This is a genomic window from Kitasatospora mediocidica KCTC 9733 (genome assembly GCF_000744225.1).
Classification (GTDB): domain Bacteria; phylum Actinomycetota; class Actinomycetes; order Streptomycetales; family Streptomycetaceae; genus Kitasatospora; species Kitasatospora mediocidica.
In genome coordinates this window covers 535,434-560,433 of sequence record NZ_JQLN01000001.1, presented here as the reverse complement: position 1 = coordinate 560,433, position 25,000 = coordinate 535,434, and the positions used below count along the sequence as shown (strand labels likewise).

Below are 25,000 nucleotides of genomic sequence, written 5' to 3'. Positions count from 1 at the left end.
GACACGTGATGAGCGATGTTGACATGGCCGACCTGGGAGCGCTGCTCGCGGTAGCGGCGGTGGTCTTCGTGGAACAGGTGTGGCCCGGGCTGTGCGCCTGGTGGGCGCGTGCGCGTGGCTTGGTCCGGCGCGCGGTTGCCACGGTGTGGCGGGTGGCCCTGCGGCGGCCGGCCCCCGACCCGCTGTTCGTGCTGCTCATGACGGACGAGGAGGTGGGCCGTCTGAAGGTCGTTCACACCGCGGAAGCCGTCCTTGCCTCGGCCGCGGCCCGCCTGCGGGACCCTGCGTAACGCAGGCGGTCAGGCGGTCAGGCGGGCTGGACGGGCAGGCGGTCAGGCGGGCTGGACGGGCAGGAGCGCCACGATGGTCTTCCACCCGCCGACGTGGCCGGTGATCCGGATGTCCTTGGTCAGGCTGGTGAGCACGTTCCACCCGAATCCCCCGGCGCCCGTGATCAGGTCGCCCGGGCGGCGCCGGGGCAGGTCGGGGCCGGTGTCGCTCACCGCGATCACCAGGGCGTCACCGTCGTAGACCAGGCCGAGGGCGCACGGCCCGGGGGAGTGGCGTACGGCGTTGGTGACCAACTCGCTGATCAGCACCAGGGCGTCGGTGGCCGTCGCCTGCGTCAGCGGAGGATGGCGGCACTCCGCGAGGAAGGCGCGGGCGTGGGTGCGGGCAGCGGCGATGGATCCCGCCAGGCCGTCCAGGGCGAGGGTGGTGTGCAGGGGAGCAGCTGTCTGCTCGATGTCCATGCGTAGCCACGCCCCTCACGTCTCTGTCGCCGGTGCTCCTCTGCCCCGGCGTCAGCGATGCATGCGAGCGCGGGCCTAACGGCATCGTAGTCGGCCCCGCCGACACCTGTCCGGCTCTGCCGGTGCTGCGCCGTGACACGGCTCGCGGGGCCGCTGTGCGGTGGGGTATATCGGGACAAAAAGGGGTAGACGGGGCCAGTTGTGAACTGCCGTGCATCGTCGGCGGGAAGCGGGGTAAGCGCCGACGGTAACGACGGATGTCAACCAGGGAGAGATCTTCATGCCGACCCTTCAGGACCTGACACCGCTGACCGGTGAGATCGCCGCAGCGCCCGTTCACGTCGCGCCTGCCGCGCCCGGGGAGCCGTTGCCGCAGATCGAGGACCCGCGCACGGTGGGACCGGCGGACGCACGGGCGCTGTCCAAGGAGCTGTTCGCCCGGCTGCGCACGCTGGAGGAGGGGACGCGGGAGTACTCCTACGTTCGTGGGACGCTGATCGAGCTCAACATGGCGCTGGTGCGGTTCGCGGCGGGGAAGTACCGCAACCGCAGCGAGCCGATGGAGGACATCGTGCAGGTCGGCACGATCGGCCTGATCAAGGCGATCGACCGTTTCGACCCGGCCTTCGACGTCGAGTTCTCCACGTTCGCGCTGCCCACCATCAGCGGCGAGATCAAGCGGTTCTTCCGGGACACCGGCTGGATGGTGCACGTGCCGCGCCGCCTGCAGGAGCTGCGGCTGGCGCTGGCCAAGGCCAGTGACGAGCTGGAGCAGGTGCTGGACCGGCTGCCGACGGTCGCCGAACTCGCCGAGCGCCTCGACCTGCCCGAGCAGGAGATCATCGAGGGCCTGAAGGCGAGCAACGCCCAGACCGCCCGTTCGCTGGACGCCGCGCCCGAGGGCAACGAGGGCGAGAACGTCCTTGCCGCTCGCCTCGCGTTCGAGGAGAAGGCCTTCGAGCGGGCACTGGACCTCGAAGCCCTGAAGCCGCTGATCGCGGCGCTGCCCGAGCGCGAGCGGACGATCCTGTCGATGCGCTTCGGCGCCGAGCTGACCCAGGCGCAGATCGGCGAGCAGCTCGGGCTCTCCCAGATGCACATCTCGCGCATCCTGAGCCGCGTCCTGAAGCGGTTCCGCGAGGCCCTGCTGACCGACGAGGCCCCGGCGCAGTCGTAGCACCCCGTGCCGGCACCGGCCGGAGCAGCAGTGAGCCCGCCGCGCGTGGCCAACGCGCGGCGGGCTCACTGCTGGACCTGACGCGGTACTAGCCGTCCAGCTCCGCCGACTTCGGCGGGACGGCCCCCGTCGTCAGGGTGTCCTCCTCCAGCGACTCGGCGGCGGCGATCCCGCGGTCCGAGACGGCGGCCACCGCGTCGCAGGGCGACGGGCGGTCGTCGGCGCGGCCCAGCCAGGCGGCCAGCTCCGACGCGTCGTCCAGTTCCGTCGCGCCCTGACGGCTGCGCAGCCGCTGCCAGGTCAGGGCGCCGGCCAGCCCGAGCAGGCCGGCCGAGACGAGACCGGTGACGCGGCGCCTGCGCGTCCGGGAGCGTTGTGCCGCGCTCGGTCCGGTGAGGTGGGGGAGTGCGGCCAGCCGCGGCGCGACGTGGCGCCGGTAGCCGCGACGGGTCTGCTCGGCGGCACGACCGAGGTCGTTCCCCAACTCCGAGGCCGCCGAGGTGACCGGCGGCAGCAGCCGGTCCAGGGCCGGCTGCCCGGCCTGCACGACCGCGCGCGTGGCGACGGCGACTTCTTCGGCGATGGCGCCGCGGGCCTGGCCCGCGGCCTTCTGTACCGACTGTACTGAGCCTGTGTGATTCACAGGTCCTCCTCTCGGGTGGCAGGCGCTCCCGCTGGTCTGACGTTTCGTCAGATGCTTTACGCGGAGGGCTTCCGGGAGGTCGGCTGCCCGCCTTCGAGTCCTTCATGCGCCCGGCGGGCCGGCAGACGGACCGGCGGCGGACGTACGGACGGGCGGAAGGCCTCGGAGGGGGATCCGAGGCCTTCCGCGGGCCGCTCTCCGGAGGGGGGAGTACGGAGTCGACCTCGCACCACGCCTGCCCGCTGCGGCCGATTCGATTCCTGTCGGTTCAGCGAATTCCGCGAATTCCGCGAAATAGGTACAGGTGAGGCGTGCGAGCAGAAGGGAGGCATCGTGGCAGGGCTTTTCGGTGCTGGGGTTAGCCCTCCGCGAAGGGGGTGCGGTAGCGTCCAGGGCGGTACGTTCAGGTGCCCGGAACGGTTCTGGCGCGGCACCCCTTCGTCGCGCGTGGAGCCTGCGGGCATGCTCTGTGGTGGGCCCGGCGGCCTGGTGCACGACGAGGAAGGTGGCATCCGGATGGCTGGCTCGGCGAAGCCCCAGAGCGCCCAGCGCAACCAGGGCGATGGTCCCGCGCAGGTCGGCGAACCGGATCTGCGGCGCCTGCTGGCCGGGCTGACCGCCGTGCGCGACGGGGACTTCGGCACCCGGCTGCCCGATGACGCGGACGGCCTGCTGGGTGAGATCGCCACCGTCTTCAACGGGATGGTCGACCAGCTCTCGCTGTTCACCTCCGAGGTGACGCGGGTCGCCAGCGACGTCGGCACCGAGGGACAGCTCGGCGGCCAGGCCGAGGTGCCCGGCGTCTCGGGGACCTGGAAGGACCTGACCGACTCGGTCAACGCGATGGCGGGCAACCTGACCACGCAGGTCCGTGACATCGCGCAGGTGGCCACGGCGGTGGCCCGGGGTGACCTGTCGCAGAAGATCGACGTGGACGCGCGTGGCGAGATCCTGGAGCTGAAGAACACCGTCAACACGATGGTCGACCAGCTCAGCGCCTTCGCCGACGAGGTGACCCGGGTGGCCCGCGAGGTGGGCAGTGAGGGCAGGCTCGGCGGACAGGCGCAGGTGCCCGGCGTCGCCGGTACCTGGCGGGACCTGACCGACTCGGTCAACTTCATGGCCGGCAACCTGACCACGCAGGTCCGTGACATCGCACAGGTGGCCACGGCGGTGGCCCGGGGCGACCTGTCGCAGAAGATCACCGTGGACGCGCGTGGCGAGATCCTGGAGCTGAAGAACACCGTCAACACGATGGTCGACCAGCTCAGCGCCTTCGCCGACGAGGTCACCCGGATGGCCAGGGACGTCGGCACCGAGGGGATCCTCGGCGGCCAGGCCGACGTGAAGGGCGTGTCGGGGACCTGGCGGGACCTGACCGACTCGGTCAACTTCATGGCCGGCAACCTCACCGCGCAGGTCCGTTCGATCGCGCAGGTGGCGACCGCGGTGGCCGAGGGCGACCTGTCGCAGAAGATCAACGTCACCGCGCAGGGCGAGATCCTGGAGCTGAAGAACACCATCAACACGATGGTCGACCAGCTCTCGTCCTTCGCCGGCGAGGTGACCCGGGTGGCCCGCGAGGTCGGCACGGAGGGCAAGCTCGGCGGTCAGGCGGACGTACGCGACGTGTCCGGCACCTGGCGGGACCTGACCGAGTCCGTCAACGTGATGGCCGACAACCTCACCGCGCAGGTCCGCTCGATCGCCGAGGTGACCACCGCGGTCGCCCAGGGGGACCTGTCGCAGAAGATCCGGGTGGACGCGCGGGGCGAGATCCTGGAGCTGAAGGAGACCATCAACACGATGGTCGACCAGCTGAGCGCGTTCGCCGACGAGGTGACCCGGGTGGCCCGCGAGGTCGGCACCGAGGGCAACCTCGGAGGGCAGGCCACCGTCCGCGGCGCCTCCGGCACCTGGAAGGACCTGACCGACAACGTCAACGTGATGGCCTCCAACCTGACCGGCCAGGTCCGCTCGATCGCGCAGGTGGCCACGGCGGTGGCCAAGGGCGACCTGTCGCAGAAGATCAACGTCGAGGCCAAGGGCGAGGTCGCGGCGCTGGCCGGCGTGATCAACACGATGGTCGACACGCTCTCGGCGTTCGCGGACGAGGTGACCCGGGTGGCCCGCGAGGTCGGCACGGAGGGCACCCTCGGCGGACAGGCTCGGGTGCCGAATGTCGCGGGCACCTGGAAGGACCTGACCGACAACGTCAACTTCATGGCCCACAACCTCACCAGCCAGGTCCGCAACATCGCCCAGGTCACCACCGCCGTCGCCCGGGGAGACCTGACCCGCAAGATCGACGTCGACGCCCGGGGCGAGATCCTGGAGCTGAAGACCACGATCAACACGATGGTCGAGCAGCTGAGCGCGTTCGCCGCCGAGGTGACCCGGGTGGCCCGCGAGGTCGGCAGTGAGGGCCGGCTCGGCGGGCAGGCCGAAGTCGAGGGCGTCTCCGGCACCTGGAAGCGGCTCACCGAGAACGTCAACGAACTGGCGGGCAACCTCACCCGCCAGGTGCGCGCGATCGCCGAGGTGACCAGCGCGGTGGCCGCCGGGGACCTGACCCGCTCGATCACGGTCGACGCCTCCGGTGAGGTCGCCGACCTGAAGGACAACATCAACTTCATGGTGGAGTCGCTGCGCGAGACCACCCGGGCCAACGAGGAGCAGGACTGGCTGAAGTCCAACCTGGCCCGGATCTCCGCCCTGATGCAGGGCCGGCGCGACCTCGCGGTGGTCGCCGAGCTGATCATGGACGAACTCACGCCCCTGGTGTCGGCCCAGTACGGTGCCTTCTACCTGGCGGACGAGAGCGACGACACCGTGTACCTCAATCTGATCGAGTCCTACGCCTGCCCTCCCGGCGCGACCCCCACCCGCTTCCGACTCGGCGAGTCGTTCGTCGGCCAGGCGGCCCGCAGCCGGCGCACGATCACCGTGGACGCCCTTCCGGCCGGCTACATCAGCCTGTCGTCGGGCCTGGGCCGTACCCAGCCCAACTCGCTGATCGTGCTGCCGATCGTGGTGGAGGAGCAGGTCCTGGGAGTCATCGAGCTGGCCACCGTGCACGACTTCACCCCGGTCCACCGGGACTTCCTCGAACAGCTGATGGAGAGCATCGGCGTCAACGTCAACACCATCATGGCCAACGCGCGCACCGACGAACTGCTCGGCGAGTCCCAGCGGTTGACCGGCGAGCTGCAAGCACGTTCAGCCGAACTCCAAGCCCGGCAGGAGGAGTTGCAGTCCTCGAATGCGGAACTGGAGGAGAAGGCAGTCCTGTTGGTCTCGCAGAACCGCGACATCGAGACGAAGAACCTGGAGATCGAGCAGGCCCGTCAGGAGCTGGAGGACCGTGCCCACCAGCTCTCCCTGGCGTCGACCTACAAGTCGGAGTTCCTGGCCAACATGAGCCACGAGCTGCGCACCCCGCTCAACAGCCTGCTCATCCTCGCCCAGCTGCTGGCGCAGAACCCGAGCCGGAACCTGACCGCCAAGCAGGTCGAGTATGCGGGCATCATCCACTCCGCGGGCTCCGACCTGCTGCAACTCATCAACGACATCCTCGACCTCTCCAAGGTCGAGGCCGGCAAGATGGACGTCACCCCCGAGCGCATCCCGCTGCGCAAGCTGCTCGACTACGTCGAGGCGACGTTCCGCCCGCTGACCACGCAGCGGAGCCTGACGTTCTCCGTGTCGACGGCGGCCACGGTGCCGGCGGATCTGTTCACGGACGACTACCGGCTGCGCCAGGTGCTGCGCAACCTGCTCTCCAACGCGGTCAAGTTCACCGAGAAGGGCAGCGTCGAACTGCGGATCGAGATGGCCGAGGAGTCACGCACCCCGCGGTCCGCGCGGCACGGCGGGCCGGTCATCGCCTTCCATGTCTCGGACACCGGGATCGGGATCGCCCCCCAGCACCTGGAGAGCGTCTTCGGTGCCTTCCAGCAGGCCGACGGGACGACCAGCCGCAAGTACGGGGGCACCGGTCTGGGGCTGTCCATCAGCCGGGAGATCGCCTTCCTGCTCGGCGGAGCCATCACGGCCGAGAGCGTGCCCGGCCAGGGCAGCACCTTCACCCTCTACCTGCCCGTCGCACGGCCGGAGTTCGTCGAGCTGAGTGGCCAGAGCACGCGGGCGGCGCTGGAGCCCACGGTGACCGAGGCGGCGACCGCGTTCGGCGGGCAGGCGCAGCCGGCGGGCCCGGGCGTGGCGGAGGCGCTCCAGCCCAAGCGGCTGCTGGTCATCGAGGAGCGGCCGCGCGGTCTGCTGTCCCTGGTGGCGGAGAGCGCGGTCGCCGACCTCGCCGCCCACCCGAACCTCGGCGACCCGCGCGGGCCGGTGGAGGTCATCACCACCGTCAGCGCCCAGGAGGCCGCTGCGACCCTGGCGGCGACGCCGTGCCACTGCGTGGTGTTGGAGCTCGACCTGCCGGACGGCGCGGCGCTGCGGTTCCTGGAGGAGACGGCCCGCGACACCGCGCTGCACAACGTCCCGGTCCTGGCGCACAACAACCGCCGCCTCGGAGCCGAACAGGAACACGCCCTGCAGGAGCGTGCCACCGTCCAGTCGCTCGAACTCCTCTCCAGCCTGGACGAGTTGCGCGAGCGCATCGCCCTGCACATGAGCGCCGAGCAGCCGGGCGACGTGCTGCCGCTGGTCCGCACCGAGGACGCGGCCACGCCGTTCACCCAGGACGTCGACGGGTCGCTCGCCGGCCGTACCGCGCTCGTCGTCGACGACGACGACCGCAACCTGTACGCGCTCACCGGCATCCTCGAACTGCACGGCATGCGCGTCCTACAGGCCGAGAACGGCCGTGCCGCGATCGACACCCTCACCGCCAACACCGGGATCGACCTGATCCTGATGGACGTCATGATGCCCGAGATGGACGGCTACGCCGCCACCACCGCGATCCGCGCGATGCCGGCCCACGCCGACCTGCCGATCATCGCCGTCACCGCCAAGGCCATGATCGGAGACCGGGAGAAGAGCCTCGCGTCGGGCGCCAGCGACTACATCACCAAGCCGGTGGACGCACGGGACCTGATCGCCTGCATCGAACGGTGCCTCCAGCCGTAGCGCCCGGCGCCACCGATCCGTTCGTCGCCGACCAGCCCACCGATCCGTCCGTCGCCGACCAGCCCACCGATCCGCCCGTCGCCGACCAGCCAGCCGAGGAGAGACCGATGCGCGACCCCCACCCGCCTCGGCCTGCCGTCGAAGGCCCCGAGGCGCAGCCGGCGGCCCCGGTGGACACCGGTGTGGTGGGCCGGTTGGCCTCCACCGTGGAGCGGCTGCGCTGCGAACTGTCGCAGGCGCAGGCCCGGGCCGACGGGCGGGCCCTGGTCGAACTCGCCAAGGGCATCCTGGTCGAGCGACTGGGTTACGGACCCGCGGACGCGGCCCGACAGCTGGACGATCTGGCGGCCCAGTCGAACCTGTCCGTGCTGGAGCTGGCGGCCGACCTCGTCAACCAGGCCTCCTACGACCACATCGCCGACATCGCCCGCGAGTTCGTCGCCGCCGCGGCCGAACCGTCGCCGGCCCTGCGCCTGCGCAGGGCCGAGACGGGCATGCTGGGTGCCGGTGACGTTCAGGCCGTCGCGCAGTCGGCTCTGGAACACGCCCTGCGGCCGCTGGGGGCGCAGGCGGTGGCGATCTGGGCCGCCAACGCCGACCAGACCCTGACCCTGGCGGGCTGCGCCGGCTTCGGCGAGCAGGAGGCGACGCTCTGGCGCCATGTCCCGCCCGGGGTCCCCACGCCGGCCCGTCGGGCGCTGACCGAGCGGGCCGCCGTGAGCTACCGGTCGCTCGGCGCGGCAGGCCTGCCCTCCATCGGTCAGTGGCAACTGGCCGGTGGACGACTGGCCGTCCCCGCCGGTGCGGGCGGCCGGATCATCGGCGTCCTGGAGATCTGCTGGCCCGAGGCCCTGCCGCCGCAGTCGCAGTCGCTGCAGCGGCAGTTCGAGACGCTGGCTTCGCTGTGTGCCACCGCGCTGGAGACCACGCCGCCCGCCGGAGTCGACGCCGGCGCGGACCGGGCGGCCGATCACCGGACGGCCGAACTGCTGGAGCTGGTCGACGCGTTGCCGGACCCCTGCCTCGTGCTGCAACCCGTCTTCGACACGGCCGAACTGCCGGCCGACTACCTGATCAGGTACGTCAACGCGGGTTTCGTGGACTTCGCAGGGCGGCCGCGCAGTGCCGTCGTCGGCGCCCGGATGCTGGAGGCCTACCCGCTGTCCGCCGAGGCGGGCGGGCTCTGGGAGAAGGTCGGGCACGTCCTGGCGACCGGCGAGACCTTCCGCGCACCGGCGATGAACCTCTCCGCACTGGTCGACGGAGTCCCGCTGACCACCGAGGCCGCGGTGAGCATCAGCCGGCACGGGTCCCACGTGGTGGTCCTGTGGCGCACCCGGGACGAGACCGCCAAGGTCGCCGGCCTGCTCCAGCACGCCCAGCGCCTGGGGCGCATCGGCGGCTTCGAGGAGAACCTTCGCACCCACGAAATCGCGTGGAACGACACGCTGTTCGACCTCCATGGTCTGCCGCGCGGCGCCGAACCCGTCTCGATCGAGCAGTTGGCGGCTCACGCGCACCCGGACGACGAGCACACCATCGGCCGGTTCCTGCGCACCCTGCTGCATCACCGGCGCCCGGCCTCGACCGCCTTCCGGCTCCAGCGCGCCGACGGGGTGGCCCGCCACATCCGCGTCGTCGCCGAGCCCGTCCTCGATGCGGACGGGTACCTCGGCGCCGTCCGGGGCGCCTACCAGGACGTCTCCTCCCAGCACTGGACCGAGGTCGCACTGGCCGCCACCCGCGACCAACTCGCCCACACCGAGCAGGAGTCGGCGGAACGCAGTCGGCTCGCCCTGCAGTTGCAGCACGCCATCATGCCGCCCAGTCGCGGCCCGTCGGACCTGCATGACCTGCGGGTGGCCGTCCGCTACCGTCCCGCGGAGAAGGACCATCTGGTGGGCGGCGACTGGTACGACGCCGTCAGCCTGCCGACCGGCCAGGTGCTGCTGTGCGTCGGCGACGTCGCCGGGCACGGCATCGACGCCGCCACCGGTATGGTCGCCCTGCGCAACGCCCTGCGCGGCCTGGCCGCCACGGGGGCCGGACCGGCCCAACTCCTGGGCTGGCTCAACGCCGTGACGCACCATCTGACCGACAACGTCACCGCCACCGCGGTCTGCGCGCTCTACGAGCCGCAGACCCACCGGCTGCGCTGGGCCAGAGCCGGTCACCTGCCCCCGATCCTGCTGCGGGACGGCCGGGCGAGTGAACTGCCCAGCCTCGGCGGCATCCTGCTCGGTGCGATCGGCGAGAGCGCCTACGAGGAGGGCGAGATCCAGCTGAAGGCCGGCGACACCCTGATGATGTACACCGACGGCCTGATCGAACGCCGGGACCGCTCCCTCCAGGAGTCGCTCGACGACCTGCTCGCCACCGCCCGGCATCCGGAGCCGTCCGACGATCCGGCCGAACTGGACCACCGGCTCGACCACTTGCTGACGTACAGCAGCGCGGACACCGACGACGACACCTGCCTGATCGGCGTCAAGGTCCGTTGAACGGCAGCTGACCCGACGACCGCCGTGCGGGCCTCAGCCGTCGCCCGGGGCGGCCGAGCTGAGCGGCGCGGCGAGGTCCTCCAGGCTGCGCCCCTCCGCCCTGACCCCGATCGCGGCCTCGACCAGGCCGGCCGCCACCATCAGGGCGGCCCCGATGCAGAAGGCGAGGGTGGTGTCGGCGGGCTTGCCGCTGCTCACCAGGCCGTTGAAGAGCAGCGGGCCGGTGATGCCGCCCAGTGCCGTGCCAACCGCGTAGAAGAACGCGATGCACAGCGCGCGGATCTCCAGCGGGAACACTTCACTGACCGTCAGATAGGCCGAACTGGCGCCCGCCGAGGCGAAGAAGAGCACCACCGTCCAGCAGGCCGTCATGGTGGTGGCGTTCAGCGCGCCCTGCTGGAAGAGCGCGGCCGTGCCGAACAGCAGCAGCCCGGACAGCACGTAGGTGCCGGCGATCATCGTCTTGCGGCCGACGGTGTCGAAGAGCCGGCCGAGCAGCAGCGGGCCGAGGAAGTTCCCGACGGCGATCACCACGAAGTAGTAGCCCGTGCTGCCGTTCGGCACCTGGAAGAAGGTCGTCAGGATCACCGCGTAGCCGAAGGTCACCGCGTTGTACAGGAACGCCTGGCCGACGAAGAGCGAGAGCCCGAGGACGGTCCGCCGGGGGTAGGTCCGCAAGACGGTGCTCGCGACCTCGCCGAAGCCGATCGAGCGCCGCGGGTGGATCACCACGGTGCCTTCGGCCTCGGGCAGGGCCTCGCCGGTCTGCTCGGTGACCGTCCGTTCGATGTCGGCGACCAGGTCCTCGGCCTCCTGGGCCCGGCCGTGGGTGAAGAGCCAGCGGGGGCTCTCCGGCACGTGGCGGCGGACCAGCAGGATCACCAGACCCAGCACGACCCCGATCGCGAAGGCCAGCCGCCACCCCAGGTCGGTGGCGAAGAGCGAGGTGTTCAGCAGAACGACGGAGGCCAGCGAACCGACCGCCGCGCCGATCCAGAAGGTGCCGTTGATGATCAGGTCGATCCGGCCGCGGACCCGGGCCGGGATCAGCTCGTCGATCGCCGAGTTGATCGCCGCGTACTCGCCGCCGATGCCGAAGCCGGTGACGAACCGGCACAGGAGGAAGAACCACGCCGTCCAGGAGAGGGCGGTGACGGCGGTGGCGCCCAGGTAGACGGCCAGCGTCACCATGAAGAGCTTCTTGCGGCCGTGCCGGTCGGCCAGCCGGCCGAAGAAGAGCGCACCGCAGCACGCGCCGGCCACGTACAGCGCCGCCGCCCAGGTGGTCACCTGGGCGGAGGTGATCGCGATACCGCTGCCCTGTTCGGAGAGCCGCCCGGCGATGTTGCCGACGATGGTGACTTCCAGGCCGTCCAGGATCCACACGGTGCCCAGGCCGATGACGATCCGCCAGTGCCATCGCGACCACGGCAGGCGGTCCAGCCTGGCCGGCACCTGGGTGCGGATCGGCTCGGTGTCGTTGTCGGCGTTGTCCCGGGCGCTGGTCGAGGACGCGGTGCGTCCGGTGTCACTCTGCATGGCCCACCGTTTGCCCGGCATCGGGCCGTCGACACCTGGCGGACGCGGGCTTCAGCCGGTTGGCCGCGTCCGCCCGGCCTTTCCGGCTTCATCGGCTTCGCCCGCCTCGCGATGCCGGCGCACCCAGTCGTCCACCCGGTCCCACTGATCCAACAGCCAGAGCGTGCGCGCGTCCTCGTCCGTCGGCAGGTCGGCCGCGGGCACCCGCCACCAGTGCGCGTGGACCCGGTGGCGCAGCGGAATCCCGTTCCAGGCGGTGGCGAGGGAGTCGATGCCGTCGAGCCCGGTGTGCGCGACGAAGACCACGTCGGCCCCCGGCGCGGCGGCGAGCGCCGCCAGGGTGCCCGCGGTGCGGGGCGGGAGCACGTAGCGGTCCAGCGCCGCGTGAGCGGCCCGGCGGTGTTCGCCGTGGTGCCGCAGCCAGCGGATCGCCCGGCGCCGGCGCCGCTCGGTGAAGTTGCCGCCCTCCGGGAAGAGGACGAGCGCGTCGGCGCCGCGCATGCCACGCGCGAGGTCGGCGATCCGCTCGACGGTCCGGCTATCGTCGGCCCGGCTCCCGTCGGTTCCGCTCTCGTCCGTCCCGCTCTCCTGGTCGTTCCCGGCCGGGACGAAGCAGCTGGGCAGCCGGCCGAGCAGGACGTCCAGGCACGGATCCAGCCGCAGCCGCTCCTTGAGGACGATCCGGGGGTGCCGGCCGCACTCCGTCAGCAGGGCGTCGACCAGCAGGAAGGAGTCCCCGGGGCCGGCGTGCCGGGCCAGGACCAGCAGGCCCCGGGGCCGGCCGCCGGCGCGGACGGCAGGGGCGGGTCCACCAGCAGCCGCAGGCCGAAGATCCGTGCGCCGGCGCGGTGCAGGAAGCGCAGCAGGCGCCGCAGCAGCGTCCGGTTCAGCGCGTCGCGCCGCGGGTCGTCCCGGCCCAGCGGCAGGCAGCGCACCCAGATGCCGGTGGCGGCCAGCAGTCCGAGCAGGTCGGTGACCAGGTAGAGCAGCAGGAAGCCGGACAGCCGTACGGGCCGTTGCCGGCCGCGGCGCAGCAGGGACACCGGCAGGGTGAGGACCAGCAGCAGGACGAACACCGCGGCCGACACCGCAATGGCGGCCAGCAGCGCCGGGACGGTGACGGTCCGGCGCAGGACGCTGCGCGCGCGGCTCATCGCGGGGGAGCTCAGCCGTGCCGCGCGGGCAGCGCGGCCAGGTACCGGGCGGAGGCCGCGTAAGCGCGGTCGATCCGCTCGGTGACCCGCTCGGCGTCCCGGTAGCGCAGCTGGCCGATCGGCCCCGGCACGGCGTCGTCGGCGGACCCGGTGGGCAGGACGTGGACCGTGACGTCGGCGGGCAGGTCGCTCAGCTCGCGCGCGAACCGGTGCCGCCGGGCGATCTCGAAGGCGACCAGCGGGACCTCCCAGGGCCGCCGGGCCGGTCGCAACGGCTTCTCGACCCGGCCCACCTGGAGGACGTAGACCTCGCGGGCGCCCAGCGTGACCGCCCGGCCCACCGGGATGCTGTTCACCAGGCCGCCGTCGAGGTAGTGCCGGTCGCCGATCCGGACGGCGGGCAGCAGCCCGGGGACGGCCGAGGAGGCCAGCAGCGCGTCGACGACCGGGCCCTCGGTGAACCAGTGTTCGGCTGCGGACTCGATGCCGGCGGCCACGCACTGGAAGGGGACGGCCAGATCCTCGATCCGGCGTCCGTGCAGGTCGGCCTCCAGCAGGGCGCGCAGCTGCGTGTTGGAGTGCAGGTAGGTGCGACTGCGGGCGGCGGTTCTGGCGCGCTGGAGCACCGAGCCCGCGAAGACGGCCGAGGAGGCCAGGCCGGTCCAGACCTCGGTGAGGCGGTCGACGGCGGCCGGGGTGGGGTCGGCGGAGACCAGCGCGCCGTTGATGGCGCCCACCGAGGTGCCCACCACCAGATCGGGGCGGATGCCCGCCTCCAGCAGGGCCTTGAGCATGCCGACTTCGTGGGCGCCGAGGTATCCGCCGCCGCCGAGGACGAAGGCACGCCGAAAGCTCGGCGCGGGTGCGGCGTTTCCTGGCATGGTGGTCGCCTGCCCGCTCCGACGGGTTTCAAGCCGGCGACCCCCGCACCACGGGTGGGGTCAGGCCTTGCGGCCGACGCCCGCGTACATCCAGCGGGTGCTCTGGTCGGTGGGACCCTCCGGGCGCCAGAGCGGGACGAAGGTGACGCCCGGCTCCAGCAGCTCCCAGCCCTCGAAGAACGTCTCGACGTGCGCGCGGTCGCGCAGCCGGATGCCGGAGGCCGTCTTGTCCCAGGTCTTCGCGGCCGCCGCGGCGCGCTCCGGGTTCCCCTCGTGGGTACTGTTCGACAGCAGCAGGTAACTGCCCGGCGCGACCCGGCTTCTGACCTTCTCCACCGCCTCGCGCGCTTCGTCGTCCGTGACGAAGTGCAGGACCGCGACGAGCAGCACGGCGACCGGCTGCGAGAGGTCGACCAGGGCGCGCAGTTCGGGCCGGTCGAGCAGCTCGTCCAGTTCGCGGACGTCCCCGGTCAGCACTGTGGTCGACCGGTTGTCGGCGAGCAGCGCCCGGCCGTGGGTGAGGACGATCGGGTCGTTGTCGACGTAGACCACGCGGGAGTCCGGGGCGACCGACTGGGCCGCCTCGTGGACGTTGCCCGGCGAGGGCAGGCCGGCGCCGATGTCGATGAACTGGCGGATGCCCTGCTGCGCGCACATCCGCACCGCGCGCTGCAGGAAGGCGCGGTTCTCGCGGGCCGCCGCCGGAATGTCCGCCGACACGCTGATCGCGTGCTCCGCGGCCACCCGGTCGGGCGGGAAGTTGTCCTTGCCGCCCAGCCAGTAGTCGTAGATGCGGGCGGGGTGCGGACGATCCGCCTGAAGGCCCGTCATGTCCCGTTCGTTCGCTGACTGCTGCACGTGCTTCCCCTCGTCACCCGGCCACCGCGTCGCGGTGGGGGGAAGCATAGCGGCAGCCTCGGACTACTGTACGGACGGGTGGCCTCCGGGTCCCCGGTTCGCCGGTGCGGACGGGCCGTTGACCGCCGGACGGCCGGATCCGCACCCACCCTGGCCGGTGTCGGAATCCAGCGATACCGTGCGCCCCGGGGGCGGTGTCGGACCGCCCGACCCCGGCCGGGAGCGGCCCGGGGCGCGCAGGGGGGAGGGGACCGAGATGCAGGCTGTGGTCAAGGGCAGCACGATGCCGGTGCTGGAGATCGAGTTGGCGCCGGGAGAGGCGGTGATCTCTGCCCACGGGGAGCTGTCGTGGATGTCGGCGAACATGCAGATGTCGCAGACCACGAACACCGGCGGCCCCGGCGGTGGCGGGTTCATGGGGGCGATCAAGCGCGCGGTGGGCGGCGGCGGGATCTTCCTGACGCAGTACCAGGCGCAGGGCGGTACCGGCCTGGTGGCCTTCGCGGCCAAGGTGCCCGGGCACATCGTCCCGGTGGACATCGCGCCGGGCCGCGGCGTCCTGGTGCACCGGCACGGCTGGGTCTGCGGGACCCCCGGGATCAGCCCGACGGTCGCCCTGCAGCAGTCGTTCCGCGGCGGACTGTGGGGCGGCGAGGGCTTCGTGCTGCAGCGCCTGCACGGGCAGGGCCGGGCCTGGATCGAACTGTCCGGCGAGCTCACCCAGTACACCCTGGCCCCCGGCCAGACGATGCTGGTCCACCCCGGGCACGTGGGGATGTTCGACGAGCAGGTCCAGTTCACCATCACGCGGGTGCCGGGCATCGCCAACAAGATCTTCGGCGGCGACGGCTACCACCTGGTGGCGCTGACCGGCCCGGGCCAGATCTGGCTGCAGAGCATGCCGCTGTCCGGCCTGGCGCACGCCTTGGAGCCGTACCTGGCACGCGACGCGGCGACGGCCGGTGCCGAGGGCGCCGGGATCGGCTCGATCGTCGGCGGCATCCTGCGCAGCTGAGCGGGGCCGCGCGGGGTGCCGGCGTCCCGGCACCCCGTGTCGCGGGGCCTGCGGGGGCGCTCTGTGGTGGGGGCCACTGGGAGGTGGGGTGGTCGGTCGCGGCGGGTGGTGCGGTGCTCCACGCAGCGTGGCCGCGGCGCGGGATTTCGGTGTGTGGTGGGCCACTTCGGGGCACGGGTGGCCGGGGCGGCGCCTTGCGGCTGACGGGCCGTGCGGGCCCGGTCGATGATCAGTACTGCCGGTAACAGGCCTCTGGCCTGCGGGTTTGTCCGCGTGGTTGTGGCGGGGGGCGGGCGTTCTCTAAGTTCGTTCCCAGTGCCAACGAGCACTGCTCGGGTTCGCCTCACCCCACGCCACGCACCGTCTTCCGGTGCTTCTCGTGTGGGTGGGTGACCAGGGGCGGCACGGAGCGTCCAAGGCGTGGCCGGTCGTCTGCTGGAGAGACATGCGGGATTTCGAGGCCCTTTCGTCGGGGTCTGGTTCCGTGTGTCCGCCCGGGGTCTGTCGAGAGGATTTACATGACCTTCCGTACCGAGAACTCCGCTTCCGCTGTCGCCGGTAACTCCGTGAAGGCCGGTCGTCGTGGCCGTCTGCGGATGGCGCTGATGGGTGGCGTCGTCGTTGCCCTGCCGGTTGCGGGTCTCGTGACGGCGACGACGGCTTCGGCCGCGTCGGCCTCCACGTGGGAGAAGGTGGCCCAGTGTGAGAGCACCGGGAACTGGAGCATCGACTCCGGCAACGGCTTCTCCGGCGGTCTGCAGTTCACCCCGTCGACCTGGGCGGCCTTCGGTGGCACCCAGTACGCGGCTCAGGCGTCGCAGGCCACCGAGGCGCAGCAGATCGCGGTGGCGGAGAAGGTGCTGGCCGCTCAGGGCCCCGGTGCCTGGCCGGTCTGCTCGGTCAAGGCCGGCCTGACCGCCGGTGGCGCCGCCGCCTCCGTCGACACCGGCAGCGCCGCTGCGACCACCGGAACCAGCGGCACCACTGGCACCACCAAGAGCCAGGACACCCAGGCGCCGACCCAGGCCCCGGCGCAGGCCCAGGCCCGAAGGCCGCCAAGCCCGCGACCCCGGCCAAGCCCGCCGCGCCGTCCACCAAGGCCCCCGCGGCCGGCGGAAGCTACACCGTCCACAGCGGCGACACCCTCAGTGGCATCGCCGCCGCGCACGGCACCGACACCGCCACGCTCTACAGCAAGAACACCCAGGTCATCGGCGGCAACCCCGACGTGATCCTGCCGGGCCAGGTCCTCACCGTCTGACCGAGCCCCACCCCACCGCCGGGCCGGCCGCCCCCCTTGATCAGGGGAGCGGCCGGCCCGGCGGCATGTTCGGCTCCCGGGTCCTACATTCCTTGACAGGCATATAACTACAGAGGCATGCTCGATCGTGTGACATCGGTCTTCGAAGTACTCGCCGAACCGCGCCGCCGCCGGATACTCGACCTGGTGCGCGCCGAAGAACGCTCGGTCGGCGAACTCGCCGCCGAGTTGGAGGCCAGCCAGCCGTCCGTCTCCAAGCACCTGCGGGTGCTGCGCGAGGCGGGGCTGGTGGAGGTCCGGGTCGCGGAGCAGCGCCGGCTCTACCGGTTGCGGCCCGAACCGCTGCTCGAACTGGACGCCTGGCTGGCGCCGTACCGCGCCGCGTGGGGCGCCGGCCTGGACCGGCTCGAACGTCACCTCGCATCCATGGACGACCTCGATCACCGGAGGCCCAGATGACCGACAGCAGTACGAACGACAGCAGTACGAACGACATCGGCACGCTGGAGCGGACCGGCGCGCGCTGGCGCCTGCGCTTCACCCGCGACCTCGACCATCCGCCCGAGAAGGTCTGGCGGGCGATCACCGAGCGCGAGCACCTGGCCGCCTGGTTCCCGCACCTGATCACCGGGGAGTGGACGGTCGGCGGCACCCTCATCTTCGCCGACCCGGAGGGCCGCGGGCCCGACTTCCACGGCGAGGTACTCGCCTACGCGCCGCCGTCCCTGCTGGAGTTCAGCTGGGGACCGGACGTGATCCGGCTGGAGGTCTCCGCGCGGGCGGGCGGCTGCACCCTCGTCCTGCTGGACACCCTCGACGAGCGCGGCAAGGCCGCCCGCGACGGCGCCGGCTGGCACGAGTGCCTCGACCTCCTCGCCGCCCACCTCGACGGCGCCGGTGTGTTGTGGAGCCCGGGCGCGAAGTGGAGCGCGATCCACCCGAGTTACGTCGCCGCCTTCGGCCCCGAGGCCGCCACGATCGGCCCGCCGCCGGGCTGGGAGCCCAAGCCCTGACGGATCGATCCGGGGTGGTGTGGTGGGGGCCACTGGGGGGTGGGGTCGTTGGTGGCGGTGGGTGGTGGGTGGGTGGACGGGGAGTGGGGGTGGTGGGGTTTTGTGGTGTGGGGTGGGCCACTTTCGGGGGGTGGGTGGGGGTGGGTGGTGCTTGGGGTTGACGGGGTGTGGGGGTGTCGGGGGAGATCTTTACCGGCGGTAACGCTGTTCTGAGCTGGGGGTTTGTGGAATTGCTTGTGCTGGGTGGGGGTGGCGCCTAACTTCGTTCTCAGTGCAGCGAGCACTACTCGGGTTCACCCCCGGCGCACCGTGTTCTGTCGGTGTCTCTCGTACGGCCCCCTGTCCGGGGTGTGCGGGTGTGGATGGGTGGCCGGGGCGGCACGGCGCGTCGAGGACGCGCCGGTCGTCTGTTGGAGAGGCAAGCGGGATTTCGAGGCCCTTTCGTCGGGGTCTGGTTCCGTGTGTCCGCCCGGGGTCTGTCGAGAGGATGTACATGACCTTCCGTACCGAGAACTCCGCTTCCGCTGTCGCCGGTAACTCCGTGAAGGCCGGTCGTCGTGGCCGTCTGCGGATGGCGCTGATGGGTGGCGTCATCGTCGCCCTGCCGGTTGCGGGTCTCGTGACGGCGACGACGGCTTCGGCCGCGTCGGCCTCCACCTGGGAGAAGGTGGCCCAGTGTGAGAGCACCGGGAACTGGAGCATCGACTCCGGCAACGGCTTCTCCGGTGGCCTGCAGTTCACCCAGTCGACCTGGGCCGCGTTCGGTGGCACCGCGTTCGCCGACAAGGCCGCGCACGCCAGCGAGGCGCAGCAGATCTCGGTGGCCGAGAAGGTCCTGGCCGCTCAGGGCCCCGGCGCCTGGCCGGTCTGCTCGGTCAAGGCCGGCCTGTCCTGATCCGCGCCACCACAGCCTGACGCCGACGGCCCGGTCGTCCCCCGTAGTTACGTGGGGGGACGACCGGGCCGTCGGCGTTCCCGCCCTGGATCACCTGGTCCAAGGTGGCACGACGGCGGGCGCCCCCACGGTCAACGACCGTGGGGGCGCCCGCCGAGCGGGGTGTGGCTGCTACTCGATGACGAGCGCGACCGGGATGTTGCCGCGGGTGGCCTTGGAGTACGGGCAGTAGGCGTGCGCCTGCTCGACCAGCGCGCGACCGGCCTCGGTCTGCAGGGAGTCGGGAAGCTCGACCCGCAGCGTGACGGTGAGGCCGAAGCCGTCGTCGCCGTCCTTGCCGATGCCTACCTCGGCGGTGACCGAGGCGTCCTTGGTGTCCACCTTCGCCGCCCGGCCGACCGCGCCCAGCGCGCTGGCGAAGCAGGCCGCGTACCCGGCGGCGAACAGCTGCTCGGGGTTGGTGCCCTCACCGTTGCCACCCAACGCCTGGGGGAAGGCGAGCTGGAGGTCGAGCCGGCCGTCCGAGCTCACCGTGCGGCCCTCGCGGCCGTTGGCGGTGGCAACAGCGGTGTAGAGCGCGTCCATCGGAACCATCCCATTTCGCAGAGTGCGGAGTGTCGACACTTGGTCGTCGCCGCGACCGGTCGGCCGCATGAGTAGATGGTTGCACACAACTAAATTGTGCGCAACCAAGTTGTACTCTGGAGTTATGGCCCCCACGACATCGCAGCCACCGCAGCCCGCCGTACAGCCTCTGCCGCCCACCGGCGCGGACCTGCTCCAGCTCGACATCCAGGTCTGCTTCGCCCTGCACGCCACCGCCCGCGCCTTCGACCGGGTCTACCGGCGGCTGCTGCGCGACACCGGCCTCACCTATCCCCAGTACCTGGCGATGATGGCGCTCTGGGAGCACGGCGCCATGCCCGTGAAGCAGCTGGGCGAGCTGCTGCGCCTGGACTCCGGCACCCTCTCCCCGCTGCTCAAGCGCCTGGACACCGCCGGACTCGTCCAGCGCGAACGCAGCCCGCACGACGAGCGCTCGGTGATCGTCCGCCCGACGGGCGAGGGCACGGCCCTGCGCGCCCGGGCCGAGCGGATCCCGCTCGACATCATCGCCGCCAGCGGCCTGGCCCCCGCCGAGGCCGTCGAACTCCGCACCCGACTCGAACGGCTGACCCGCGCCCTGGACATCGCTGCCGACGGAACCGACGCCGACGAGGACTGACGGCTACGCCGACCGCCTCTGGCCGTGTCTACCGAACCCGGGCGACCGCGCCGTAGACCGACACCTCGCGGCGGCTGAAGCGCTCGACCTGTGCGGCGTCCGGGCGCCACTCCGAGACGACCTCGATGCCGGGCTCGACGATGTCCAGCCCGTCGAAGAACCGTTCCACCTCGGCGTGGGTGCGGGCCTGCAACTGGACGCCCGACTCGCGGTAGCTCTGCACGAGCCGGCCCGTCTCGAACGGGTCGAAGTCCCCGGTGACCTGGGTCAGCGCGAGGTAGCTCCCGGAGGGCAGGCTGCTCACGAGCCGGCGCACGATGCCGTACGGGTCCTGGTCGTCGGGGAGGAAGTGCAGGATGGCGATCAGCATCAGCGCGATCGGCTGCCGGAAGTCCAGCACGCTTCGCAGATCCGGGTGCTCGAGGATCTTCTCGGGATCGCGCAGATCGGCGTCGAGGTAACTGGTCATCCCCTGCGGCGTGCTGACCAGCAGCGCCCGGGCGTGTGCCAGCACGATGGGGTCGTTGTCCACGTACACCACCCGGGAGTCCGGGGCGACCGACTGGGCGACCTCGTGGGTGTTGTTCGCCGTGGGTATGCCCGTGCCGATGTCCAGGAACTGCCGCACCCCGGCCTCCGCGGCGAGATACCGCACCGCCCGCCCCAGGAACCGCCGGTTCTCCAGGGTGGCCTTGCGGACGTTGGGCCACCCCGCCGCCGCCCGCTCGGCCGCCGCCCGGTCGGCGGGGAAGTTGTCCTTGCCACCCAGGAAGTAGTCGTACATCCGGGCAGGGTGCGGGCGTTCGGTGTGCAGGTCGGTGGGCAGCGACGATTCGTCGCCTCCCGTCCGCATCCACTGCGCTGCCTCGGTCATGGGCTCCTCCTGGCAATGTGCATGACGCAACGTCATGCGTGATCCTAGGGGAGTGGCTGGCTGTGGGGGGCGGCTCGGGGGTGTTCAGGGCTCTGGGTGGGCGTAGGTGTCTACAGGTCGATCATGCCCGAAGCCCCTCGGCCGGCCCACCGATCTTCCGACCGGTGCGCAGGCCCCGTTGCTCCGCCCCTACGGCCGGCCGCCCGCGCCCGTGATCGGGTGCGGGCGGCCAGGGGCGACGGGTGCTCAGTCGGCGCCGTTGGTCAGGGCGAGCTGGATCACGTTGCTGTACTCGTTGACCCAGTTGGTGCTCAGGCCGCCCTCCTTGACCAACGCCGTACCGTCGGAGACCCGCACACCGATGCGGTCCCCGGCCAGGACGAGTTGGGTCACGCTGGAGTACTCGTTGACCCAACCGGCGTCCAGTGGACCGTCCTTGACCAGGGCGGTGCCGTCCGCCGCGAGCACCCCGATCCGCTGGAAGGCAAGAGCGATCTGCTTGACGCCGGTGCTCTCGGTGACCCAGTTGGTGCTCAGGCCGCCCTCCTTCACCAGCGCCGTACCGTTGCCCTTCAGCACCCCGATCCGGTCGCCCGACAGAGCGATTTGCGTGGTGTTGTCGTTCTCGGTGACCCAGTCGGCGCTCAGGCCGCCCTCCTTCACCAGTGCCGTACCGTCGGCCTTCAGTACCCCGATCCGGGTGGCGAAGAGGGCCAGCTGCGTGACGTTGTCGTTCTCGGTGACCCAGTTGGTGCTCAGGCCGCCCTCCTTCACCAGCGCTGTACCGTCGGCCTTCAGGACCCCGATCCGGTCGCCGGACAGGGCGATCTGCTTGACGCCGGTGTTCTCGGTGACCCAGTTGGTGCTCAGGCCGCCCTCCTTCACCAGCGCCGTACCGTCGGCCTTCAGTACCCCGATCCGGTCACCGGCGACGACGACCTGGATGACGTTGTCGTTCTCGTTGACCCAGTTGGTGCTCAGGCCGCCCTCCTTCACCAGCGCCGTGCCGCCGGAGGTCAGCACCCCGATGCGCGGCAGGCCGGCTGCTTGGGGGGCGGCGGTGGCCGAGCCGCTCATCATGGCGGTGCCGACTGCCAGGCAGGCGAGGGTGGTTGCAGCGGCGCGGCGGAACTGTCGAGAGGTCATCGAATCTCCCTGTACGGAATGGTGTGCACGTCTGCCCGATTTGGTTCGGGCACACTTCATGCAGGAGCAATTACGTTCGAGGGTGATCGAGTTGAGCAAATGGATCGCGTACATATCACCCTGTCGGCGGCACCACGTCACCCCGTCAGCGGTGAACGGGCGAAGATCCGTACGGGGCCCGAGCGAGATCGGGCTACCGCGCGGTGGCGGGTGCGGTGGGGCGGAAGCTCTACACACCAAGCAAGCGCGAGCCCACACCTGCCATTACCGGTGCCAGGCCACTCGACAGCCGTGAAGAATCACAACTCTCAGTCTTCGGGTCCCCAGTGGGCGAACGCCGCCCACAGGAAGGGCATCCGGGGGTACGAGTCCCGCATCCGCCGCGTCGCCCGGTGCAAGGAGAGCGCGGAGCGGCCGACGTCGATCGGCCCGGTTCCGCCAACGAGCAGACCCTGGTAGAAGGCCGCTGCCACCTTCCCGGCCACTCGGTCGTCGATGGGCCACAGTGTGCCTATGACATGGCGGTAGCCGGCCAGTTGGAAGGCGCCGGCCACGTGGATTCCCTCGTCGAGGAGGTGGTCCGCGCCTACGCTCGCCTGGCAGGCGGACAGGTAGGCGAGCGAACCGCGGACATCGAGGTCGCGGATCTCCGACACGGACACGGACGACTCGTCTCCGTCGCCGAGTTCCAGGTGGCTCTGGCTCGGGTCGACCGGATGGGTGACGGCGTGGCAGGCGAAGTGGACGATCGGTGCGTCGGGGAGTACCCGGAGCACCTCGGCGCGGCCAGGCTGACGCAGCACCTCGGCCGATGGCAGCAGCTGTGTCAGCTCGTCCGCCTCGTCCTCCGCGCCCGGCAAGGCGCCGACTGCGGTGTCGGGCGATGGAACGATCAGTATCTTCCTCCTCCGCATCTCTCGCCCCGGCTCGGCGAGTCCGCGCGAGCGGGTGTGCAAGAGCGCGGTGAGTGTCGTGGTGTAGGACGACACGACATGGTCGAGCACCGTCTGGCCGGGAGCGGGCGAGAGGTCGGCGGGCGACGGGTAGCGGCCGGCGGCATGGACCGGGAGCAGGCCGAACACTCCGACGGGACACCAGGTGACGTGTGACCACGGCCGGCCGGGTCGGTGCGGGCGGGTCAGTCCGAGATGCGCCAGCACCGGCTCCGCGACGGCCTGCCACAGCCAGCCGAGGACGTCCGCCATCTCCTGGTGCGCCGCGTCGCGTCCTTCGGGGCTGACACGCCTGTCGGCGACCGCGCTCCACGCCATCCGGAACAGCCTGGCCTGAAAGATCAGCTTCTTGTAGGTGACCTGCGGAAGCGGCACGACCGAGACGCCTCGTCCGGCGCCGACCACCAAGGCATCGCACCGACTGGTGCTTCCGGTCAGGATCACCACGGTGCCGTCGGCCGGCGCCTCGGCGATCCGGTGACCGATCGGCGCGCGGTCCGCTGCCGTGCCGGAGCCCTTGCGACGCGCCATGAACTCCCTGGCCGTGATGCCGCGCGTGCGCTCCAGGAGGTCGAGCGCGAGGTCTGGGTCGCCTGCTTCCATGGCCGCTGCAGCCGCTATGCCCGGCAGTTCGCCGAGCAGGGAGAGCCGGTGTTCGCGATCCGGCGCGTCGAGGTCCAGCGGCGCCAGTGGCTCCAGGAGTTCGAGGACATCCCGGACCGCGGCTATCGCGACCGTCGCGCGTCCGGTCGCGCCGGCGGTGCCGGCGATCCGGTGGAGCAACGGCACCCGCTGGGTGATGTGGGTGAGCGGATGATTGGCGGCCGTTCGGAAGAGTCGGAGGGCTTCGTCCAGGGCCTGCCCGGACCCGGTCATCCCGTGGACCGCCTCCAGCGCGACGGCGAGACCGCTGAGGCGCACCGGGAGTGACGGGTCGTTCGCCGGTGTCGCGTCGACCGCTGTTCGGGCGAGCGCTTCGGCTTCGCGGAGCAGGGCGGGATCCTGCATCCAGCCGGTACGGATCAGCTGCCTCACCGCGTCCCGGACCGGGTCGCCGGAACTCATCGCCTGGGAGTCGGTGAAGTGTCGGGCGTTCTGAAAGGCCGTCACGAGAAGTGCGGCGAGGTCCTGCGCCTGCCGTGGGTACGAGCTGTCGTGCCTGGGTGTCAGCCGGAGTGCTTCGCGAGCCAGCGGGATCGCTTCCTCGACCAGCTCGAGACGATCGGTCCGAGCGTGGAGGCGGCCCAGAGCCAACGTTAAGTTGATGATTCGCTGGGCCCTGGCCGGGTCCTGCGGATCGGTCTCGGCGACGACGGTACGCAGGAGCTCCACCGAGTCCTCGAGCACCTCGACCCTGCCGGTCCGCATCCAGAGGCTCTCCAGCGCTCCGGCGAGGTTGTTGGTCGTGCGGATTCGCTGCCAGCAGTCCGGTGCCAGTGCGATCGCCTGGCGCTGGGCCTGGACGGACTCCTCGATGTACGCCGAGCGGCCCGTCTCCAGGTAGAGCTCGCGCAGCCCGCCGCCTAGGTCGGAAAAGTAGGAGGAGCGGTGGCCATCGGCGGGAGGCGCGATCGCGACAGCCTCTCGAAGGAGCGTCACCGCCTCCTCCAGGAAGCGGATCTGCCTGGTACTGCGGTGCTTGCGGAACAACGCGGTGCCGAGGTTGTACAGCCGCATCGCGCGTTCCGGCGCGAACGTAGGCGTCAACCGCACCGCTTCGCGCTCGAGGCCGACCGCTTCGTCGAGCAGCGCGGGATCGCCGTTGACCTGGTGCAGGAACGCGAGTGCGCCGCCGAGGTTGCTCAGTGCGTGGGGCCGATAGGGGTTGTCGAGGGCTGCGGCGGCGACCGCCGCGCGTCCGTAGCGCACGGCCCTGATCAGGCGCTCGGGATCGCCCGAACGCAGGTACTCCTCCTGCTGACGGGCGCAGAAATCGGCCATGACGGAGACCATCACGCCTGGCACATCGGAACGGCCGCGCGGATCGTCCTCGAACTCCGATCCCGACATCGGTCTCCC

General features: G+C 71.3%; 20 protein-coding genes and 1 pseudogene. 10 read left to right on the top strand and 11 right to left on the bottom strand.

The genetic code is table 11. The annotated features are described in order from the left end of the window. Positions 1-8: 8 nt before the first annotated feature. Positions 9-290, top strand: coding sequence for a hypothetical protein (locus BS80_RS02525; RefSeq protein WP_157535782.1), 282 nt, complete (start codon positions 9-11; stop codon positions 288-290). 42 nt (positions 291-332) lie between these two features. Here the strand turns inward: BS80_RS02525 and BS80_RS02520 are convergent, their stop codons facing one another. After that, positions 333-752, bottom strand: coding sequence for an ATP-binding protein (locus BS80_RS02520; RefSeq protein WP_051965751.1), 420 nt, complete (start codon positions 750-752; stop codon positions 333-335). 280 nt (positions 753-1,032) lie between these two features. Between BS80_RS02520 and BS80_RS02515 the strand changes: the two genes are divergently transcribed. After that, on the top strand, positions 1,033-1,929 hold the full coding sequence (locus BS80_RS02515; protein WP_083974108.1) for an RNA polymerase sigma factor SigF: 897 nt from the start codon (positions 1,033-1,035) through the stop codon (positions 1,927-1,929). Positions 1,930-2,017: 88 nt separating this feature from the next. Here BS80_RS02515 and BS80_RS02510 read toward each other — a convergent pair whose 3' ends face one another. Further along, the gene (locus BS80_RS02510; RefSeq protein WP_035792065.1) at positions 2,018-2,572 is read right to left on the bottom strand and encodes a hypothetical protein; all 555 of its coding nucleotides are present in this window, start codon (positions 2,570-2,572) and stop codon (positions 2,018-2,020) included. Between the two features lie 516 nt (positions 2,573-3,088). Between BS80_RS02510 and BS80_RS02505 the strand changes: the two genes are divergently transcribed. Further along, complete coding sequence (locus BS80_RS02505; RefSeq protein ID WP_035793081.1) at positions 3,089-7,666, top strand: HAMP domain-containing protein; 4,578 nt, start codon at positions 3,089-3,091, stop codon at positions 7,664-7,666. Between the two features lie 107 nt (positions 7,667-7,773). Next, entirely contained in the window at positions 7,774-10,167 is a 2,394-nt protein-coding gene (locus BS80_RS02500; protein ID WP_035793079.1) for a SpoIIE family protein phosphatase, read from the top strand. A 33-nt stretch (positions 10,168-10,200) separates the two neighbouring features. Here the strand turns inward: BS80_RS02500 and BS80_RS02495 are convergent, their stop codons facing one another. From BS80_RS02495 to BS80_RS02480, 5 genes are all read right to left on the bottom strand, one after another. Beyond that, entirely contained in the window at positions 10,201-11,706 is a 1,506-nt protein-coding gene (locus BS80_RS02495) for an MFS transporter (RefSeq protein WP_083974104.1), read from the bottom strand. A gap of 51 nt (positions 11,707-11,757) precedes the next feature. Next, positions 11,758-12,207, bottom strand: a complete 450-nt coding sequence (locus BS80_RS37420; RefSeq protein ID WP_051965749.1) for a hypothetical protein — start codon at positions 12,205-12,207, stop codon at positions 11,758-11,760. Positions 12,208-12,410: 203 nt separating this feature from the next. Next, complete coding sequence (locus BS80_RS37415) at positions 12,411-12,860, bottom strand: hypothetical protein (protein WP_051965746.1); 450 nt, start codon at positions 12,858-12,860, stop codon at positions 12,411-12,413. A gap of 11 nt (positions 12,861-12,871) precedes the next feature. Then, positions 12,872-13,741: a patatin-like phospholipase family protein gene (locus BS80_RS02485; protein WP_035792063.1), complete on the bottom strand. Its 870-nt coding sequence runs from the start codon at positions 13,739-13,741 to the stop codon at positions 12,872-12,874. Positions 13,742-13,801: 60 nt separating this feature from the next. Further along, positions 13,802-14,572 (bottom strand): SAM-dependent methyltransferase, encoded by a 771-nt coding sequence (locus BS80_RS02480; protein WP_035792061.1) that lies wholly within the window; start codon positions 14,570-14,572, stop codon positions 13,802-13,804. A 283-nt stretch (positions 14,573-14,855) separates the two neighbouring features. Between BS80_RS02480 and BS80_RS02475 the strand changes: the two genes are divergently transcribed. From BS80_RS02475 to BS80_RS02460, 5 genes and pseudogenes are all read left to right on the top strand, one after another. Then, positions 14,856-15,614, top strand: coding sequence for an AIM24 family protein (locus BS80_RS02475; RefSeq protein WP_035792059.1), 759 nt, complete (start codon positions 14,856-14,858; stop codon positions 15,612-15,614). A 518-nt stretch (positions 15,615-16,132) separates the two neighbouring features. After that, positions 16,133-16,846 carry a transglycosylase family protein gene (locus tag BS80_RS43990; protein WP_198045405.1) on the top strand — a complete coding sequence of 238 codons (714 nt, stop codon included), beginning with the start codon at positions 16,133-16,135 and terminating at the stop codon, positions 16,844-16,846. A 146-nt stretch (positions 16,847-16,992) separates the two neighbouring features. Then, the gene (locus BS80_RS02470; RefSeq protein WP_083974100.1) at positions 16,993-17,334 is read left to right on the top strand and encodes an ArsR/SmtB family transcription factor; all 342 of its coding nucleotides are present in this window, start codon (positions 16,993-16,995) and stop codon (positions 17,332-17,334) included. Further along, on the top strand, positions 17,331-17,888 hold the full coding sequence (locus BS80_RS02465) for an SRPBCC family protein (RefSeq protein ID WP_051965744.1): 558 nt from the start codon (positions 17,331-17,333) through the stop codon (positions 17,886-17,888). The genes BS80_RS02470 and BS80_RS02465 overlap by 4 nt, the downstream gene beginning before the upstream one ends. A 571-nt stretch (positions 17,889-18,459) precedes the next feature. Beyond that, positions 18,460-18,780, top strand: a pseudogene (locus BS80_RS02460) (transglycosylase family protein); the annotation flags it as partial. A 174-nt stretch (positions 18,781-18,954) separates the two neighbouring features. On the opposite strand, the gene BS80_RS02455 reads toward BS80_RS02460, so the two are convergent. Then, on the bottom strand, positions 18,955-19,368 hold the full coding sequence (locus BS80_RS02455; RefSeq protein ID WP_035792057.1) for an organic hydroperoxide resistance protein: 414 nt from the start codon (positions 19,366-19,368) through the stop codon (positions 18,955-18,957). Positions 19,369-19,492: 124 nt separating this feature from the next. Between BS80_RS02455 and BS80_RS02450 the strand changes: the two genes are divergently transcribed. Then, positions 19,493-20,008 (top strand): MarR family winged helix-turn-helix transcriptional regulator, encoded by a 516-nt coding sequence (locus BS80_RS02450; protein ID WP_083974094.1) that lies wholly within the window; start codon positions 19,493-19,495, stop codon positions 20,006-20,008. Positions 20,009-20,036: 28 nt separating this feature from the next. Here BS80_RS02450 and BS80_RS02445 read toward each other — a convergent pair whose 3' ends face one another. From BS80_RS02445 to BS80_RS02435, 3 genes are all read right to left on the bottom strand, one after another. After that, entirely contained in the window at positions 20,037-20,882 is an 846-nt protein-coding gene (locus tag BS80_RS02445; RefSeq protein ID WP_035792055.1) for an SAM-dependent methyltransferase, read from the bottom strand. A gap of 246 nt (positions 20,883-21,128) precedes the next feature. Further along, the gene (locus BS80_RS02440; RefSeq protein WP_051965741.1) at positions 21,129-22,028 is read right to left on the bottom strand and encodes a hypothetical protein; all 900 of its coding nucleotides are present in this window, start codon (positions 22,026-22,028) and stop codon (positions 21,129-21,131) included. A gap of 308 nt (positions 22,029-22,336) precedes the next feature. Beyond that, complete coding sequence (locus BS80_RS02435) at positions 22,337-24,991, bottom strand: CHAT domain-containing protein (protein WP_035792053.1); 2,655 nt, start codon at positions 24,989-24,991, stop codon at positions 22,337-22,339. Positions 24,992-25,000 lie beyond the last annotated feature (9 nt).